The 17577-nt window shown below is 60.3% G+C and carries 15 protein-coding genes and 1 pseudogene; 2 read left to right on the top strand and 14 right to left on the bottom strand.

All coding sequences use genetic code 11. The features are described 5' to 3' along the window. Window positions 1-2: 2 nt before the first annotated feature. The 8 genes from araD to BTN45_RS21775 are packed head-to-tail and all read right to left on the bottom strand — an operon-like array spanning window position 3 to window position 9354. Window positions 3-1727, bottom strand: coding sequence for an L-arabinonate dehydratase (gene araD / locus BTN45_RS21810; RefSeq protein WP_207590990.1), 1725 nt, complete (start codon window positions 1725-1727; stop codon window positions 3-5). 37 nt (window positions 1728-1764) lie between these two features. Beyond that, window positions 1765-2844: a sn-glycerol-3-phosphate ABC transporter ATP-binding protein UgpC gene (gene ugpC / locus BTN45_RS21805; RefSeq protein WP_207590988.1), complete on the bottom strand. Its 1080-nt coding sequence runs from the start codon at window positions 2842-2844 to the stop codon at window positions 1765-1767. Window positions 2845-2866: 22 nt separating this feature from the next. Continuing rightward, entirely contained in the window at window positions 2867-3910 is a 1044-nt protein-coding gene (locus BTN45_RS21800; RefSeq protein WP_207590986.1) for a carbohydrate ABC transporter permease, read from the bottom strand. Further along, a complete protein-coding gene (locus BTN45_RS21795; RefSeq protein ID WP_004438359.1) occupies window positions 3903-4871 on the bottom strand; it encodes a sugar ABC transporter permease in 969 nt (322 codons plus the stop codon). Before BTN45_RS21795 ends, BTN45_RS21800 begins: the two co-directional genes overlap by 8 nt. Window positions 4872-4928: 57 nt before the next feature. Continuing rightward, on the bottom strand, window positions 4929-6200 hold the full coding sequence (locus BTN45_RS21790) for an ABC transporter substrate-binding protein (protein ID WP_142186432.1): 1272 nt from the start codon (window positions 6198-6200) through the stop codon (window positions 4929-4931). 22 nt (window positions 6201-6222) lie between these two features. Beyond that, window positions 6223-7296, bottom strand: coding sequence for a Gfo/Idh/MocA family oxidoreductase (locus tag BTN45_RS21785; RefSeq protein ID WP_207590984.1), 1074 nt, complete (start codon window positions 7294-7296; stop codon window positions 6223-6225). Next, window positions 7293-8309, bottom strand: coding sequence for a Gfo/Idh/MocA family oxidoreductase (locus tag BTN45_RS21780; RefSeq protein WP_207590982.1), 1017 nt, complete (start codon window positions 8307-8309; stop codon window positions 7293-7295). Before BTN45_RS21780 ends, BTN45_RS21785 begins: the two co-directional genes overlap by 4 nt. After that, the gene (locus tag BTN45_RS21775; RefSeq protein WP_112636156.1) at window positions 8302-9354 is read right to left on the bottom strand and encodes a Gfo/Idh/MocA family oxidoreductase; all 1053 of its coding nucleotides are present in this window, start codon (window positions 9352-9354) and stop codon (window positions 8302-8304) included. Before BTN45_RS21775 ends, BTN45_RS21780 begins: the two co-directional genes overlap by 8 nt. Window positions 9355-9457: 103 nt before the next feature. On the opposite strand from BTN45_RS21775, the gene BTN45_RS21770 reads away from it, so the two are divergent. Together BTN45_RS21770 and BTN45_RS21765 are read left to right on the top strand one after the other, a co-directional pair. Further along, window positions 9458-10171: a GntR family transcriptional regulator gene (locus tag BTN45_RS21770; RefSeq protein ID WP_162701986.1), complete on the top strand. Its 714-nt coding sequence runs from the start codon at window positions 9458-9460 to the stop codon at window positions 10169-10171. 33 nt (window positions 10172-10204) lie between these two features. Continuing rightward, on the top strand, window positions 10205-11125 hold the full coding sequence (locus tag BTN45_RS21765) for an SMP-30/gluconolactonase/LRE family protein (protein WP_162701988.1): 921 nt from the start codon (window positions 10205-10207) through the stop codon (window positions 11123-11125). Window positions 11126-11149: 24 nt separating this feature from the next. On the opposite strand, the gene BTN45_RS21760 is transcribed toward BTN45_RS21765, so the two are convergent. From BTN45_RS21760 to BTN45_RS21740, 6 genes and pseudogenes are all read right to left on the bottom strand, one after another. Next, on the bottom strand, window positions 11150-12463 hold the full coding sequence (locus BTN45_RS21760) for an HlyD family type I secretion periplasmic adaptor subunit (protein ID WP_207590981.1): 1314 nt from the start codon (window positions 12461-12463) through the stop codon (window positions 11150-11152). Next, entirely contained in the window at window positions 12450-14297 is a 1848-nt protein-coding gene (locus BTN45_RS21755; RefSeq protein WP_207590980.1) for a type I secretion system permease/ATPase, read from the bottom strand. The genes BTN45_RS21760 and BTN45_RS21755 overlap by 14 nt, the downstream gene beginning before the upstream one ends. Window positions 14298-14311: 14 nt before the next feature. Further along, a pseudogene (locus BTN45_RS26430) lies at window positions 14312-14510 on the bottom strand (hypothetical protein); the annotation flags it as partial. A gap of 85 nt (window positions 14511-14595) precedes the next feature. Beyond that, entirely contained in the window at window positions 14596-15348 is a 753-nt protein-coding gene (locus BTN45_RS21750) for an ABC transporter ATP-binding protein (RefSeq protein ID WP_004438328.1), read from the bottom strand. Next, complete coding sequence (locus BTN45_RS21745) at window positions 15342-16409, bottom strand: iron ABC transporter permease (RefSeq protein ID WP_034498339.1); 1068 nt, start codon at window positions 16407-16409, stop codon at window positions 15342-15344. Before BTN45_RS21745 ends, BTN45_RS21750 begins: the two co-directional genes overlap by 7 nt. After that, window positions 16406-17545 carry an ABC transporter substrate-binding protein gene (locus BTN45_RS21740; RefSeq protein WP_207590978.1) on the bottom strand — a complete coding sequence of 380 codons (1140 nt, stop codon included), beginning with the start codon at window positions 17543-17545 and terminating at the stop codon, window positions 16406-16408. Before BTN45_RS21740 ends, BTN45_RS21745 begins: the two co-directional genes overlap by 4 nt. Window positions 17546-17577: the final 32 nt, after the last annotated feature.

Here is a 17577-nt window from a genome sequence, read left to right as displayed (position 1 = left end):
TCTTAGAAAATATCGGGCTCGCCGGCGGAACGGCCGAAATCCGTCTGCAGGAAGTCAAAGTCGCAACCCTGATCCGCCTGCGTCACGTGCTTGGAAAAGAGATAGCCGTACCCACGTTCATAACGCGGCGCAGGCGCTTGCCATGCCGCCCGGCGCTGAGCGATTTCCTCTTCGCTGACCAGCATGTCGAGACGACGCTGCGGCAGGTCGAGGCGGACGATATCGCCCGTTTTCAGGAGCGCCAAGGGACCGCCAACGAAGCTTTCCGGTGCGACATGCAGTACGCAGGCACCGTAGGACGTGCCGGACATGCGGGCGTCTGAGATGCGCAGCATATCGCGGTGGCCTTTTTTGATCAGCGCCTTTGGAATGGGCAACATGCCCCATTCCGGGAAGCCGGGGCCGCCGAGCGGACCGGCATTGCGCAGTACCAGCACATGATCGGGCGTCACATCGAGATTTTCATCGTCGATGGCGGCTTTCATTTCCGGGTAGCTGTCAAACACCAGCGCCGGACCCTGATGTATACGGAGTTTGGGGTCGCAGGCGGCGGGCTTTATGACGGCACCGTCAGGGCAGAGATTGCCGCGCAGCACCGCAAGCGAGCCTTCCGCATAGACGGGATTGTCCAGCGAGCGGATGACGTCGTCGTTGTAGACCTTTGCACCCTCGAGGTTTTCGCCCATGCTGCGGCCAGTCACTGTCAGCACGGAACAGTCGAGACGACTTTCTAGCTGCTTCATCAGCGCCCTCAGGCCACCGGCGTAAAAGAAGTCCTGCATCAGATAGTTCTTGCCGGAGGGGCGGACATTGGCGATGAGCGGTGTAACGCGGCCAAGTTCGTCCAGCTCATCCAGCGTCATCGGCACGCCGGCGCGGCGCGCCATGGCGATGAGGTGGACGACGGCATTGGTGGAACAACCTGTCGCCATGGCGACGATGGCAGCGTTGCGGAAAGCTGCCGCCGTAAGGATGCGGTTCGGTGTCAGGTCTTCCGACACCATCTCGACAATGCGGCGGCCACAGGCTGCAGACATCCGCTGATGTTCGGAATCGACTGCCGGAATGGAGGAGGCACCCGGCAGGGTGATGCCGAGCGCGTCGGCAATGGCCGTCATGGTCGAGGCCGTGCCCATCGTCATGCACACACCGGCAGAACGGGCAATGCCGCCCTGCACGCCACGCCATTCCTCGTCCGTGACATTGCCTGCGCGGCGCTCATCCCAATATTTCCAGGCGTCCGAACCCGAGCCCAGCACCTTACCGGCATAATTTCCGCTCAGCATCGGGCCGGCGGGCAGATAGATCATCGGCACACCGGCCGAGATCGCACCCATGACGAGGCCCGGCGTCGTCTTGTCGCAACCGCCCATCAGCACCACACCATCCAGCGGATGCGAGCGGATCATTTCTTCCGTCTCCATCGCCAGCATGTTCCGGTAAAGCATCGATGTCGGCTTGGTGAAGCTCTCATCCACGGAAAGCGACGGCATCTCGACGGGGAAGCCGCCAGCCTGCAACACGCCGCGTTTCACATCCTGCACGCGCTCTGGAAAGTGCGAATGACAGGTGTTGAGCTCCGACCAGGTGTTGAGGATGCCGATGACGGGTTTGCCGATAAAATCCTCCTCCGCATAGCCCAGCTGCATCATGCGCGAGCGGTGGCCGAAGCTGCGCAGGTCGTCGGGAGCGAACCAGCGGTCGGAGCGGAGTTTTTTATCGGTCATGTCATTGGTCCTACGTTGCGGGTGGTGCCTAAGGCTGTCAGTCCTGCCGGAGCGTCAGCCCGCTCGTCGTGTCGAAAAGGTGGACGTGTTGAAGTGGCGCCGACAGGCGGATGACTTCGCCCGCCGATGTCGAGGTCTGGCCGGAAAGATGCAGCGTTACAGGAGTGCCGTCACCGAGATTGCCGTATAGATAGGACTCGCCGCCCAGCTGTTCCGCCGTGCGCACCGACATGGTCAACGCGCCGCCCTCGCCCGGCTCCACATGGTTCGGGCGGATGCCGAGCGTCACCTTCTGGCCGGGCTTATAGGCAAAGCCGGTCTGTGGCAGCGGGATAGTCTCGCCCGTCGCGATTTTAAGCGCAGGTGTCGCGTCCAAAGACACTTCGCCTGCGAAAAAGTTCATTTTCGGGGAGCCGATAAAGCCTGCCACGAAGAGATTGGCCGGGCGGTTGTAAAGATCGAGCGGCACGCCAAATTGTTCGAGTTTACCAGCCCGCAAAACGGCGATCTTGTCGGCCATGGTCATGGCTTCCACCTGATCATGCGTGACGTAGATCATGGTGTTGCCGAGACGCCGGTGCAGACTGGAAATCTCACCGCGCATATCGACGCGCAGTTCCGCATCGAGGTTGGAAAGCGGTTCGTCGAAGAGGAACACGCGAGGTTCCCGCACCACGGCGCGGCCGATGGCGACGCGCTGGCGCTGCCCACCCGACAAATCCTTGGGACGACGCTCGAGAAGCTGATCGATCTGCAGCATCTTGGCGACCTGCGCGATCTTCTCGGCGATCTCCTTCTTCGGCGTGCCGATGTTCTCAAGACCGAAAGAGAGGTTTTCGCGGACCGTCATATGCGGATAAAGCGCGTAGGACTGGAACACCATCGCAAGGCCGCGGTCCGCAGCCGGCACCGTATTGACCACATCGCCGCCGATGACGATATCGCCGCCGCTCAACTCTTCTAGGCCGGAGATCATGCGCAGCAGGGTGGACTTGCCACAGCCGGAAGGGCCGACGAATACGCAGAATTCGCCGTGCTTGATATCGAGATCAACGCCTTTGATCACATCGAGGGCGCCATATGTTTTTTTGACCTGACGAAGCTCTATACTTGCCATTGTCGTATTTCCTCCCTGAGGATTATTTGCCGCCCGTGGACGCAATGCCGGTGGCGATATATTTTTGCAGGAACATGAAGACCAGCGCGATCGGGGCGAGTGTCAGCACCGTCATGGCCAGAAGATTGCTCCATTCCGTCGTCATCTCGCCCTGGAAGGAGTTGAGCGCCAGCTGCAGGGTGAAGTTGTCGTTGCGGGTCAGCACGATCAGCGGCCAGAGGAAGTCGTTCCAGCGCCACATGATCGCAAGGATCGCGAGAACCGCGAGCGCGGGTGCCGAGAGCGGCAGGATGATGCGCCAGTAGATTTTCCACTCGCTGGCCTTGTCCATGCGCGCCGCATCGAGGATCTCGTCCGGTATCGTCAGCATGTATTGCCGCAGCAGGAAGACGCCTGTCGGTGTTGCCGCACCGGGAATGATGACGCCCCAGAGACTGTTGATCAAACCGAGCTGGCTGGTGATGAGAAACAGCGGCACAAGCACGACGGTCTGCGGGATCATAAGCGTACCGACCACCAGCGCCAGCACGGCGCCCCTGCCCTTGAACTGATATTTCGAGAGCGCGAAGGCCGCCATGGAATTGACGATCAGCATGATGATGGTCGAGGTGACCGTGATGAAGGTCGAGTTCCAGAAATAGAGCGGGAAATTGAAGCGCTGGAAAAGCTCGGTGTAGTTTTCCGTCGCCAGCGCCACCTTTTCGGCCGGCTTCAGCTCGTTGAACTGCATCTTCAGCACTTCCGCCGGCTTGGCGGGATCAACCACCTGCGCCACGAGGCCGATACGCCTGATCATGCCGAGCTTGCGGCCATCCTTGTCGACATAGGCCGGCAGCGGATTTGGCTGCCCGTCCACCACGATGGTTTCCTGGCTATAGGGCAGCAGCCGTGGCGGAAAGCGCTGGAGATCGGCTTCCGTCTTGAACGACGAGAGCACCAGCCAAACGACAGGACCAAACATCATCAGCACGGCCACGCCGAGATAGGCGTAGGACAGCCAGTCGGTCCAATGCAGCTTGCCGTTACGGCCGCGGGTACGGGTCAGAAATGCGCCAATCCTAGCCATCGACCTTGCTCCTGTTTGCCCGGAATTGCAGGGCGGTCAGCACCACGAGCACCACGGCGAGCAGCAGCGAAGCGGCAGCCGCAAGTCCGAAATTCCGGGGCGTCCCGGCAAAGCCGGTCTGATAGATGAATTGAATGATGAAGGTCGTCGCCGAACCCGGGCCGCCGCCGGTAAAGGCAAAGACTTCATCGAAAGTCTGCACGCCCTTGATGACCGACAGGACGAGAACGACGAGCATGGTGGGCGCAAGCAGCGGCAGGGTGATGCGCCGGAAGATGCGCCATGGGCTTGCCTTGTCCAGCTGCGCCGCCTCGTAGACATCGCGCGGGATCGCCTGAAGGCCGGCGAGGAGAATGAGCGTGTAAAAACCCATATGCGCCCAGACCGACAGGAAGACCGACCAACCGAAGGCAAGATTGGCTTCGAGCAACCAGTCCACCGAACCGAGGCCCAGGCCTTCCATCGCCGCATTGAGAACGCCGAAACGCTGGAGTATCCACTTCCAGATCAAGGCCACGACGACAGGCGACAGCAAAACAGGGAAGAAGAACACCGCACGGAAAAAGCCGCGCGCCCTGATATCGCGGTTCAGCACGATGGCCGTGATCAGCGAAAAGCCGACCATGAAACCCACCTGCAGCACGACGAAGAACAGCGTGTTCCAGACGGAGCGCCAGAACAGGTCGCGCGCACAGGAATTGGGATCGAGATAATTCTGACAGGAGAGAAGGACCGAAAAGTTTTCGCCGCCCACCGAAGGGCGCTCGGAAAGCAATATGTGTTCGCTGCCGGTCACGGAATAGGCCATGTTCAGCAGGATCGGCAGGAAGGCGAAGACCGCAAAGAGGATCAGGTTGGGCGTCAGAAACACCCACGCAATCCGCCTGTGGCCAAGAACCTTCTGCAGGAAGGAAAAGGGCAGTTCGACAATACCCATGACGGGCGCAAGAAATTTATACATGAGGGTCCTCCTTCGATCCGGCGCGGCGCGGCATGCACCGCGCCGGAAGGCGATGGATCACTTCGCCTGTTTCAACGCTTCCTCAAGGTCCGTCTTCGCACGGGCCATGGCCTCATCAACGGTGCTTTCACCGACGATAGCCTGCGTGATGCGCTGGACTGAGATGTTGAACATGGCGCGGTTGTTCTTGTAGCCCTGGTAGGCGTAGGCAATCGGGCTGAGGCCGGGGATCTGGTCGAGCCAGGCATTCATGGCCTTCTGCGTCGCAGGCGTCGCACCGGTATAGGTCACGCCCTTGTCAGCCACCGACTTGTTGGCCGGAACGTTGCGGGTGCGCACCGTAAAGTCGAGATAGTTTTCGTCCTGAGCAAGGAAGTTCAGGATGTCGGCAACGATCTTCGGGTTTTTGGTCTGCTTGAAACCGACGATGCCGGTGCCGCCAGGCATGCCGGTGCAGGCTGCGCCACCGCAGGGCTGCGGCACGACTTCCCAGTCAAAGGCGTCGCCCACCTGGCTGTCGAAGCGCGCTGTCTGCCAGCTGCCGGAATAATAATAGACCAGCTGGCCGTTGATGAATTCCTGCGCGGCGTCGCGGTAGGTATTGCCGCCCTGACCAGCCCAGACGTCACGCGCCATGGTGCCGTCCTTGTTCCACTCCACGAACTTCTTCACGAACGTGGTGAAGCCTTCATCGACGAGGATCGGCTTGCCGTCAGCGTCGAAAATCTTCGCGCCGTAAGAAATGGCCGGGCCGGCGATGCGGTGGCCGGAACGGTCGATCGCCATCGGGTAAGGCGTGCCGGTTGCCTTGGCGACGGCATTGGCGGCCTTCGCCCAGTCGTCCAGCGTTGCATCCTTGCCGGGAACGGCGACGTTTGCCTGATCGAACAGGGTGCGATTGATGAAGGCGCCGGTGATGGTGAGCTGCGTGTGCATGCCGTAGATGCCCTTGTCGTCAGGGCCGCTGCGGTACCATTTCAGCACGTTGGAGAAGTTGTCTTCCCAATATTTCGAGTCCACATAGGGTGTCAGATCGAGATAATAGCGGTTGAGACCGCCAAGATCGGTCACGGTTGCGAAGTCAGGACCACTGCCGCCCGCGAGCTGAACGGGCAGACCTTCCAGCAGCGCCTTGTAGGGCACGACATCGGTGACGATCTTCACATCAGGATGCTGCTTTTCGTAACGTGCAAGAATATCCTTCAGGATTTCGCAGCCGTTACCGTCATAAGCGCAGGTGAAGCGCACTTCCTGGGCCGCCTGCGCGGCACTGGCAAAGGACGCCGCGCCAATGGCGAGCGCCAGTGCCATGCTGTATTTTCTGGTCATCTGGTTTCCTCCCGTTAGATGATTATGCTTTTGCGGATGCGCTCGGAGCCCAGCCCTTGATCCACTCACCTTCGGCGGCGTCGGACAGACGAACCGGCTTTCCTTCCCGGACCGATCGGTAGATGGCTGTCACGAGTTCGATTGACTGCAAGCCGTCATGAACCGTCACTTCCTTGCCGCCGCGTCCTTCCATCGCGTCGGCAATAGCTTCGACAAAACCGGCAAAGCCGTTTTCGCCATCAGCCACCGTTGCCAGAACAGCGTCGATCTGATCCTGCGTCGTCGGGGCGCGGGCAATGAAACGCCAGGTGTCTTCCGCCGGACGATACGGCAAGGTGCCGCTTTCCGCCGTGAAGCCCTCGAAGCAGAATCGCAGGCGCGACGTGTCTTCGGCCGCGCCAAGCGTGACCGAGCTGGTTGCGAGCGCACCGCTTTTCATGCGGAAGCTGAGTGCTGCGCAGTCTTCGGTTTCGATGGTGTTGACCCGCGTATCGGCCATGGCGAAAACTTCCTCGACCGGACCGAGGACGTGGCTCAGAAGATCATGGGCATGAATGGCATGACCGAGGATTGCACCGCCGCACTCACCCTTCCAGGTGCCGCGCCAGGGGATGTCGTAATAGCTCGCGCCACGGTTCCAGTGAACTTCCGAGCTCGCGACGAAGGCCTTGCCGGCAAGACCGGCATCGATGAGCGCGCGCATCTGCCGCATGGCGTGTCCGAAGCGGTACTGGAACACGGGAAACACGCCGCGACCGGTCTTCTTGACGGAGTCGATCAGCGCATTGGCTTCTTCCAGAGAGCGGACCAGCGGCTTTTCGCAGACCACATCCTTGCCCGCCGCATGCGCCTTCAGCGTCACCGGAAAATGCAGGTGCGGCGGCAGGCAGACGTCGATCAGCTGAATGCTCTCATCGGCCAGAACCTCATCGAGATCGGTGGTCAGACGAATGGAGGTATCATCGCCGGCGACGGAGCGCGCGCGCTCCAGATCGAGATCGCAGATTGCCTTGACGACGAAGCGATTGGGTAGCGCCCGATAGCCGCCCAGATGCTGGGCGCCGATGCCGGCGCCGATGATGGCAACACCAATCATTTCGAGGCTCCCTCAGCCTTGGCCTGTGCCTGCAGCGACAGGTCGCAGACCTTGAAGACGTGTTCCTGCGTCATCGCCGTTTCCGTGCGGTTGCGGATATCGTCGCAGATGCGAGCGAAATAGGGCAGGCCAGCACCGGAAGCATCAATATACTCGCAGCGGTCGCCATTCACGAGAACGAGGCGGTCCGTGCCTTCGGTGTTGCCGACGTCAACATATTTACGCAGCTCGATGTAACCCTCGGTGCCGAGAATGGTCAGGCGGCCGTCACCCCAGGTCGGCAACGCATCCGGTGTGTACCAGTCAACGCGGATATAGCCGTGGCCCTTGTCGCCGCGCAGCACAACTTCGCCGAAATCCTGCAGGCCCGGATCGCCTGGGTTGGCGTAATTGGCGACGGTGGCGGACACGATCTCAACCTCGGTCGAACCCGTGAAGAACATGAACTGGTCGATCTGGTGGCTGGCAATGTCGGTGATGATACCACCGTAGGCTTCGCGCTCGAAGAACCACTTCGGGCGGATCTGGCGGTTCAGACGGTGCGGGCCAAGGCCAACGGTCTGGATGACGCGGCCGATGGCGCCCTGTGCAACGAGTTCCGCCGCCTTGGTCACGCTCGGCACTTCGAAGCGCTCGGAGAAATCCACGGTCCAGATGCGCTTGGTCTTTGCGACTGTCTGGCGGAGGCGATCAAGCTGTTCGAAAGTGGTGCAGCCCGGCTTGTCGGACATGACATCCTTGCCGGCTTCCATGGCGGCGATTGCGAGATCGGCGCGCTTGGAGGGAATATCGGCGATCACGACGAGATCGACGGTGCCGTCAGCCAGCAGCGCCTCTTTCGATGCTGCGCGCGGCACATCCGGGAAGCGCTTGACGAAGCCTTCCACGACATCGGGCTCGCCTTCAGTCCACCAGCCGGCAAATTCGGCGCCGGCATCCAGCAGGTTCTGGGCCATGCCGAAAATATGCCGATGCTCAATACCGAGAGCGACGAACTTGATTGCTTTACTCATCCTGCAGTTCCACTTCCTTGCCGGTGTCGGCCGAGTTGATGATCGCGTCGATCAATCTGTGAGACAAAAGAGCCGCTTCGCCGGTGACAACAGGCGGGCGTCCTGAAGAGATGGCGTCTGCGAAATCATCGAAGACGCCCTGATGCCATTCATGCGTGAAAGCCATGGGGTCGGCGCCGCCGCCCGTGCCAGCGGCCGCGCCGCCAAAAGTCTCCTGCCGGCCATCGCGCCAGTCGAGATGCAACAGACCCGAAGCGAGCCGCAGGCTGGCATTGTCGAAATGCAGCAGGATCGATTCCGCAGCGCCGGGGAAACTTGCGGTACTTGCAACGAGCGAGCCAACGGCACCGTTCTTGAAGCGCAGCCCGGCAGAAACATAATCTTCGGTTTCCATGCGATGGAAACGCGTCGTCGCAGCCATGGCCTGAACACGGGCCACTGGCCCCGTCAGGCTCAATGCCAGATCGATCGTATGAATTGCCTGGGAGATCAGGACGCCGCCGCCATCGCGCGCCAGCGTGCCGCGACCCGGTTCGTCGTAATAGGATTGCGCGCGCCACCAGGGCACGGAGATTTCGCAGAGGCCCAGCGCGCCGAGCGTGCCGCCATCAACGAGCTCACGGGCTTTTTGCGATGCAGCCCGCATGCGGTGCTGGAAGATGATGCCGAGAGTAACACCTGCCTCGCGACAAAGGGCAACGAGACCGTCTGCTTCCTGCGTATTGCGAGCGACGGGCTTCTCCATCAGGATGTGCTTGCCCGCCTTCGCCAGTTTCCCGACGATATCAATACGGGCATTTGGCGGTGTTGCGATGATGGCGAAATCGACATCCGTATCGCGCGCCGCCTCCTCGACTGAGGAATAAACCGCAACTTCATATCCGGTGTGTCTGGAGGCTTCGGCGGCCAGCGCCTTAGCGCGGCCGGAGCCACCGTCGACTATGCCTTTCAGGCGAATTTTTTCAGGGCTTGCCGCGCAGGCAAGCACATGCGTCTTCGCTACCATTCCGGCACCAACGATGACGCAGGTCTTGATATTTTGCATTTCGGGAGCCTCCTTCCCAATGCGCAATCATTTGCATACCGGTATGCCGGTTGTCAACAGACTTGTGTTCCGGTATACCGGTTATGAGAACGCTGGAGGGTATATGCCGAAAATTCCCGTGACAGGCGGCACCGTGCCGACAATGGAGCGACTGGACCTTAACCGTCCGGTCGTGGACCAGATTTATTCCGCGCTGAAATCCGCCATCCTTTCGCGGGAGCTTTTTCCCGGTCAGGCAGTCTCGGAAAACGAAATCGGACAATCGTTCAATTCCAGCCGAACCCCGGTGCGGGAGGCGCTGAGCCGTCTGCGCGACGATGGTTTGATCGTGACGCTTCCAAGCCGCGGCACCTATGTTTCGAGATTATCGGAAAAGAACATCCGCAGCGCGCAATTCATCCGCGAGGCACTTGAGGTGGCGGCAGTGTGCAGGCTGTGCCAGATCGGCCTGACTGCGGAAGCGGAACAGGAGATCGAACACGCCCTGAACGGCCAGCGGACAGCAATGCGCAATGGAGACAGAAAGGCTTTCCGCGTTCATGACGACCAATTCCACAGCGCGCTTGCCGCCGCGACGGGGCTTGAACGACTGGAATCCCTGCTGATCCGCGAGAAGGCGGGGCTGGATCGCCTGCGCGCACTCGCCATAACCGACGAAGCGCATATGGCACGCCTGCTTTCCGAACATGAGGCGGTATATGACGCAATCAGGGCAGGAGACGAAGTCCGCGCGACCGATAATTTGCGCAAACATCTGAGACGTGTCCTCGGCATTCTTTCGCAAGTCTTCGAGAACCACCAGGACTATTTCGAGTAATTCTGCGGCATCTTTTTCAACGGTTCGAACATCATGAATACGGCAAATCCCGGACAAGCGCTTGCCATGTCGCAAACGAAACTTCTGTGCGACACGATGAGTACACTGGCGGAATCCCCTGTCTGGGACGAGCGGCGACAGGTGCTTTTCTGGTGCGATATTCTCGGAAAGACCGTGCGGTGCGCAGGTCTTGAGTCCGGCGTCTATCAAGAATGGCCGTTCCCTAGGACGGTTTCAAGTCTCGGCCTTTGCCAGAACGGCGAACTCATCGTCACTTGTGGCATGGACATCGTCATCCTCGATCCGGAAAGCGGCAAAACGCGTCTCCTCCATTCCATTCCGGCACCCGAAGGCATCCCCTGCCGGCTGAATGACGGACGGATCGGCCCCGACCGCGCTTTCTGGGTGGGAACAATGCACAATGTGCCGCTTTCGGACATGGAGCCCCATGGCGAGCTTTGGCGGATCACCGAAAAAAGCGCCGAGCGCATGCAGACCGGGCTGACATGCCCGAACGGCCTCGCTTTTTCTGCCGACGGATCAATCATGTGGCAAAGCGATTCCGTCCAGAAATGGATACGCCGGCGAAAATTCGACCGCCTGAACGGCACCTTCGATGAGGGCGTACAGGTGGCCCGGATGACCGAAGAAACAGGAAGACCCGATGGCGGCTGTCTCGATAGCAACGGCAACTATTACAGCGCGGGCGTTTCCGCTGGCGTGTTGAACATTTTCTCGCCCGACGGCAAGCTGACGAACGCGATTGCGGCTCCTGTCCCTCACCCCACGATGCCCTGCTTCGGAGGGCCTGATTTCAGCATCCTTTTCCTGACATCACACCGCCACAACATGTCCGAAGACCGGCTTGAGAAAGCGCCATTTTCGGGCGGCGTCTGGGCTATCCCGACGCAAACGAGAGGGTTTGCCGGCTTCCGTTTTGGCGACGGTGGATAACGCCCTCAGGTCGGGTTCGAATTCCTAGTCCTCCCGGAAAGCGCGGCTGATCTGGTCCGTCAGCGGTTTGGCGATGTAGGACAGCGCCGTTCTTTCGCTGGTCTGGATAAAGGCCTCGGCGGGCATGCCCGGCACCAGCGGCGCATTGTTCAGCTTCTTCCGCTCGGTAACCGGGACGGAAATCCGTGCCAGATAATAGGAGAGCCCGGTGCGCTGATCTGTCGTGATATCCGCCGCAATGCGGCTGACATGACCTTCCAGCTCCGGCGTGACACGCTGATTGAAGGCGGTCATGCGCAGCATGGCCTTTTGCCCCACCTGAAGCTGGTCGATATCTTTCGGCAGGATCTGCACCTCGAGCGCAAGGTCATCTCCGTCAGGTACGATCAGCATGATCGGATCTGCCGGCGTTACAACGCCCCCCACCGTATGCACAGCCATTTCATGCACCGTGCCGGATTGCGGCGCGACGATATCAATGCGTTTCAATTGATCTTCGGCGGCAACCTTGCGCTCGACGAATTCGCCCATCTGGGCCTGTATTTCGCGCAGTTCCCTCCCGACCTCGGTCCGCAATTCCTGATCGATCTGAAGGATTTGCAGCTTGGTTTCGGTGATGCGCCCCGCAGTCTGTGCCTGATAGGCGATTTTTTCGCCGCGCTCCCCGCCGAATGTCGCGGCCTGAGTCTGCAGGCTGTTCAGCCGCTGCACGGAGACGACGCCCTGTTCGCGCAGCGATTTCTGCGAGGCAATTTCAGCCTGCAACACCGCAAGCCCGTTATCATAGGCCACTTCCTGCGCCTTCAGACCTTCGATCTCATGTTCGAACTGGGTGATGCGCTCGGACAGCTGCGCTTTCCTGCCCTCTCGATAGGACTTGCGGAATTCGAACAGCTTCTTTTCACTGCGCATGGCAGAAGCGACATTCGGGTCATCCATGCGCGCGATCAGAGTCCGCGGAAAGGCGAGTTCAGGCAAATCGTCCCGCTCGGCTTCCAGTCGGACCATCCGTGCAGTCAGTTCGTCCAGGCGCTTGGTCACGATGGCGAGATTGGCACGGGTCTGCGTCGCATCGAGACGCATGACCACATCGCCGGCCTTCACCCTCTCGCCCTCATTCACAAGAATTTCACCGACGACACCGCCGCTCGGATGCTGGACCTTTTTCGTGTACGAATCCACAACCAGATGACCGGAGGCGACGACTGCACCGGCAAGACGGGTCGTCGCGGCCCAGCCGCCGACACCGGCCAGAAGCGCAATGCTTGCGGCGAGTCCCGCAAAGAGATGCTTGCGGATGGAGCGGGAAACGCTGCTGCGCTGATCAATCTTTGACATCCGTCTCTTCCTGCCGGCTATTCTCTTCACGGCCGTCTTCCAGCCCGGCGGGTCGGGCCTGGGTATTGGCCACGACGCGCAGCGGTGAGACCGTTTGCGCGGATGCGGTGAAACCTTTGCCGCCCTGCCCCTGCGGAACACGCAGCACCTTGGACAGCACCTCGTCGCGCGGGCCGAAGGCCTTCATCCTTCCCTCTTCCATCATCAGGATGAAATCCACCGCACCGATGGCACTTGGCCGATGGGCGACGACAACGGCAATACCACCGCGCGCCTTGACGGAGGCAATCGACCGGACCACTGCCGCCTCGCCTTCCGCGTCAAGATTGGCGTTGGGTTCATCCAGCACCACGATAAAGGGATTGCCATAAAGAGCGCGGGCCAGACCGATGCGCTGGCGCTGCCCGGCCGAGAGAGCTGAACCCGCCTCGCCTATATCGCTGTCATACCCCTTTTCGAAACGCAGGATCAGCTCGTGTGCGCCGGCAGCCCTAGCTGCAGCGATGACGGCTTCGGGATCTGGGTTGTCCGCGAAACGGGCGATATTCTCGCCGATGGTGCCTTCAAAAAGTTCCACACCCTGCGGCAGATAACCGATGTGGCGGCCAAGCGCTTCCCGGTCCCACTGATCGAAGCTTGCGCCATCAAGCCGCACCTTGCCGGCGGCAGGCATCCACGCGCCGGTGAGAATGCGCGATAGCGTCGATTTGCCCGAACCTGACGGACCGATGATGCCGAGCGCGTTTCCGGCTGTCACGACGAAACCGAGCCCAGCAACGATGGGCTTTTTTCCGCCCGGCGGAACGATGGTGACATTCTCGACCCGTAATTCCTTCTCTGGCTTCGGCAGGGCCATGGCAGCGGCATCGGCCGGCATTTGCGAAAAAAGCTCTCTCAGCCGTGCCCAGCTCTGCCGGGCGGCCACGAAGGACCTCCAGTTGGAAATGGCGAGATCGACAGGCGCCAGTGCCCGGCCCATCATGATCGAACTGGCGATCATCACGCCGCCGGAGGCTTCCTGCTCGATGACGAGCCAAGCGCCGACAGCAAGAATTGCCGATTGTAGAACGGCCCGAAGCGATTTTGCGATATTGCCGAGGCCGCCTGCCACATCGCCCGCCCTGCGATTGGCGGCAAGATAGGCCTCGTTGGAATTTTGCCAGCGTCTACCGAGCCGGCCACCAAGCCCCATGGCCTGCACCACCTCTGCGTTGCGGCGGGAGGCCTCCAGCTGCCGGTTGCGGACCATGTTTTCCACCATGGTGTCGCGGATTGGTTTTTGAGAAAAGATATTGGTGAAAATTGTGAGCGAGACCAGCAGCACAGCGCCGGCGAGCGCCGTTACACCGATCCAGAAATGGAACAGGAAACATATGCCGAGATAAAGCGGCATCCACGGCAGGTCGAAAAAGGCAGTCGGACCCGTGCCGGATAAAAAGCCGCGTACATTGTCGAGATCACGCAGCGGCTGAAGGCCGTCACCCGGCATGCGGTTGACGAGCGGCAGGCGCACCACGGCATCATGCACTCTGCGGGAGTAGCGCAAGTCGAAGTCTTCGCCGATACGGATCAGGACACGGGCACGGATGATATCGAGCAGGCACTGGAAACCATAAAGCCCGAGAGCAAGAAGTGCGAGCCCGACCAGGGTCGGCAGACTGCCGCTTGCCAGTACCCGGTCATAGATCTGCAACATGAAAAGCGGCGACGTCATCGCCAATATGTTGACGACACCGCTGACGAGCGTGAGGCCGAAAAACGTAGTCTTGAGGGGCGAAACGACCGCCGCAGTGAGGGACTGCGGCGGTGTCTGCTGCTGGTTTTGAAAGCCCACAGCCGGTTTTTCCTTTACGCGGCAAGCGCCGATGCGCTGGCGAAAATGAAGTCCGATGCGTCGAGTACATTGACATCGACCCCGTTCAGCGTGACGGAGACGGACGTGTCTGGCCGAGAGGATAACGGCATTTCCATTATCATCATACCACAACAAATCGTCCACCGATGTTGCGCCCCAGGCGGATACATCGAGCTTGTCCGTACCATCCTCATCATCGAGAATTAGTGCGCCGACGCGGGCCCATGGCCCGAGTTACAAGGAACCCGGCAATTCTTGCAGCCGGGTTCTTCCATCGTCAGATTGCCCCGTCGACGATGACCATCGGCCTGCCCTGCGAGCAGGGTTCGATACGTGCATCGATGCGATAGATTTCGCGCAGCATGTCGGATGTTATCACCGCTTCCGTGCTGCCGCTCACCACCATTTCGCCCTGTGCGATCACCATCGTCTTCTCGCAATAGCGCAGCGCGTGGTTGAGATCATGCAGCGCAATCAGCACGATCATGCCTGTCTTCTGCGCGAGTTCGGTGACGAAGCCCAGAACCTCGATCTGCCGGTGGAGATCGAGTGCGGAAGTCGGCTCATCCATCAGCAGCACCTCCGGCTTGCGGGCAAGCGCCTGTGCCAGCGAGACCAACTGGCGCTGGCCGCCTGACAATTCGCCAAGCCCGCGGAAGGCAAGGTCATGGATTTTCAGCGCCTTGAGAATGGCGTCGATCTCGAACAGCTCATGATCCTGAACGCGCCAGCCGCCGCCCTGCTTGGCGGAAAGCAGAACGGATTCATAGACCGTCAGCACCGCGTTTGCGCCGGTGTCCTGCGGCATGTAGCAGATGGCTCGGTCTCCACGGGCGGTATCGGAAAGTTCCACCAGCCCGGGACCGGAGATCAGGCTGGCGATGCGCTTGAAAAGCGTCGACTTGCCGGCGGCATTCGGGCCGATCACCGCTGTCACGCTACCGCTTTCGAGCGTATCGATGCCCACCTTGGAGAGAACCGTGGTGCGCCCATAGGCGGCGCCAACATCCTTCAATGCGAGGGCTACCATGCGCGTCTCCTGTTACCGAAAATAAGCGCGAAAAAAAAAGGTACGCCCACCAGCGCCGTGATGACGCCGATCGGCAGAACAGCGCCGGGAATGAGTATCTTGCTGATGACCGAGGTTGCAGACAACAGCAATGCTCCGCAGATCACCGAACCCGGCAGGAAGAAGCGCTGATCTTCACCCACCAGCATGCGGGCGATGTGCGGCCCCACCAGCCCGACAAAACCGATTGTGCCGACGAAAGAAACCGGAATGGCGGCCAGCAGGCTGACCGTCAGCATCGTCTGCAGCCGCAGACGGCGCACATTGATGCCCATGCTGGCCGCCTTGTCATCGCCAAGCCTGAGCGCCGTCAGCGCCCAGGCATTTCGCATGAACATCGGCACGGTAACGAGAAGAATGGCGGCGGTGACATAGACCTTGTCCCAGGTCGCCTTCGTCAGGCTGCCCATGGTCCAGAAGACGACGGCGGCAAGCGCCTGTTCGGAAGCGAGGTATTCGAGCAGCGACAGCGCCGCATTGAAGGTAAAGACCAGTGCGATGCCAAGCAGCACGATCGTTTCAACCGTCACACCGCGAAGCGTTGACGCGAAATGGATGAAAAGGGCCGCAACCATTGCCATGATGAAGGCATTGATCGGCACCATGTAGTGCACGGCGCCCGGAAAGATCGCCACCCCGCCGACGAGCGCCAGCGCCGCACCGAAGCTTGCGGCGGCCGAGATGCCGAGCGTGAACGGACTGGCGAGCGGGTTCGACAGGATGGTCTGCATCTGAGCGCCCGCCACCGAAAGCGACGCGCCGACTGTGACCGCCATCAGCGCGATCGGCATGCGGATGTCCCAGATGACCACACGCAGCTGGTTTCCCACTGCGGCTGGATCGGCGATGGTCGCAAGCACTTCGGAGAGGGTGTAGCGAGCGGGACCGAGCGCCATGTCTGCGGCCATGCTGAAACACAGGGCGATGAAAAGCCCGAAGAGGATGACGATCCTGCGCGCGGCAAGGGCGCGATATTGATCGCGCCCGCTGACGCCAACGGCGCTTTCATTCAGCGAACTCATTGGTTCAAACCTTTTTCGAGCGAGGCGAAATAGCCGGGCTTGTAGGTGACGGGAAGGAATTTCCGGTGAAACTCCTCGAAATTCTTTTCCGGATCGAGATCGGCGAAGAGGTCCGGGTGAAACCACTTGGCGAATTGCTGGATCGGGAAAAACTCGTAAGGCGCACCATAGAACTGGTGCCAGACGGCGTGCACGTTGCCTTGCTTGACGGCCGTCAGTTCCGGAAACGGCGTGCGCTTCATCAGGTTGGCCAGTCGCTCACGGGAAAGAGCCATATCCGCACCGCGTCCTACGGGAACGAACTGATTGATGTCGGATTCAGCCGCCCAGTTCGAACCTGTGACAATCACGTGCTCGGGATCGGCAACGACGAGTTGTTCGGGATTGAGGTCGCCAAAGGTCGTCTTTATGATGCCATCGGCAATATTGCGACCACCGGCGAGATCGACCATGGCACCGAAATTGGCCGGGCCAAAAGTGCGGCAGCAGTTGTTTTCACCAGAAATGCCGGGCGAACGCTCAATGAAGACGTTAGGGCGCTTCAAGTCCCTGACGCTGGCGAGCCGGTCGGTCACACGGGCGATTTCGGCACGGCGATAGGCGATGAAGTCCTTCGCGCGCTCTTCGGCACCGAAGAGCTTGCCGAGGATTTCGACCGAGGCTTCACTGTTCTTTTCGGGATCGATGCGAAAATCGAGATAGACGACCTTGATACCCGCAGCTTCGGCTTTTTCTTCGAAACCGCTTTCTTTGGCTGATTTCTCCGCTTCGAGATTGAGTGTGATGACATCAGGCGAAAGCGTGATGGCCGACTCGAGGCTGAAATCCCCCTGTGGCATGTAACCGAAGCGCGGCAGTTTCTCGATCTCGGGGAAACGCTCGACGTAGGCGGCGTAGCTGTCCGGGTCCTTCTTGAGCAGGTCGTCACGCCAGCCAACAATAGTATCGAAAGTCTGGTCGCCCTTCAGCGCCGCGATGACGTGAACCTGACGCGCCTCGCCAACGATGACACGCTTGGCCGGCAGGTCCAGCTCGATCTTGCGTCCGGTGACATCGATGATCTCCCCCGCATGAGCCGCGGCGGCGAGAAGGGAGAAGGCCAGCATCGCAAGATGCCTGAGGGCGTTGAGCCGCATGAGAAGGTCCTCATCAAGTTCAAAACAAAACG

Source organism: Rhizobium sp. ZX09 (genome assembly GCF_017357485.1).
GTDB lineage: Bacteria > Pseudomonadota > Alphaproteobacteria > Rhizobiales > Rhizobiaceae > Agrobacterium > Agrobacterium pusense.
The sequence above is the reverse complement of the archived record's forward strand: the minus strand, read 5'-3'. Positions and strand labels throughout refer to the sequence as shown.

What these genes read in the sequence shown, in the direction of transcription:
- BTN45_RS21760 (WP_207590981.1), bottom strand. Translation starts at nt 12,463, where the DNA reads ATGTCAAAGATTGATCAGCGCAGCAGCGTTTCCCGCTCCATCCGCAAG.
- BTN45_RS21800 (WP_207590986.1), bottom strand. Translation starts at nt 3,910, where the DNA reads ATGGCTAGGATTGGCGCATTTCTGACCCGTACCCGCGGCCGTAACGGC.
- BTN45_RS21765 (WP_162701988.1), top strand. Translation starts at nt 10,205, where the DNA reads ATGAATACGGCAAATCCCGGACAAGCGCTTGCCATGTCGCAAACGAAA.
- ugpC (WP_207590988.1), bottom strand. Translation starts at nt 2,844, where the DNA reads ATGGCAAGTATAGAGCTTCGTCAGGTCAAAAAAACATATGGCGCCCTC.
- araD (WP_207590990.1), bottom strand. Translation starts at nt 1,727, where the DNA reads ATGACCGATAAAAAACTCCGCTCCGACCGCTGGTTCGCTCCCGACGAC.
- BTN45_RS21790 (WP_142186432.1), bottom strand. Translation starts at nt 6,200, where the DNA reads ATGACCAGAAAATACAGCATGGCACTGGCGCTCGCCATTGGCGCGGCG.
- BTN45_RS21775 (WP_112636156.1), bottom strand. Translation starts at nt 9,354, where the DNA reads ATGCAAAATATCAAGACCTGCGTCATCGTTGGTGCCGGAATGGTAGCG.
- BTN45_RS21780 (WP_207590982.1), bottom strand. Translation starts at nt 8,309, where the DNA reads ATGAGTAAAGCAATCAAGTTCGTCGCTCTCGGTATTGAGCATCGGCAT.
- BTN45_RS21770 (WP_162701986.1), top strand. Translation starts at nt 9,458, where the DNA reads ATGCCGAAAATTCCCGTGACAGGCGGCACCGTGCCGACAATGGAGCGA.
- BTN45_RS21785 (WP_207590984.1), bottom strand. Translation starts at nt 7,296, where the DNA reads ATGATTGGTGTTGCCATCATCGGCGCCGGCATCGGCGCCCAGCATCTG.
- BTN45_RS21740 (WP_207590978.1), bottom strand. Translation starts at nt 17,545, where the DNA reads ATGCGGCTCAACGCCCTCAGGCATCTTGCGATGCTGGCCTTCTCCCTT.
- BTN45_RS21750 (WP_004438328.1), bottom strand. Translation starts at nt 15,348, where the DNA reads ATGGTAGCCCTCGCATTGAAGGATGTTGGCGCCGCCTATGGGCGCACC.
- BTN45_RS21795 (WP_004438359.1), bottom strand. Translation starts at nt 4,871, where the DNA reads ATGTATAAATTTCTTGCGCCCGTCATGGGTATTGTCGAACTGCCCTTT.
- BTN45_RS21745 (WP_034498339.1), bottom strand. Translation starts at nt 16,409, where the DNA reads ATGAGTTCGCTGAATGAAAGCGCCGTTGGCGTCAGCGGGCGCGATCAA.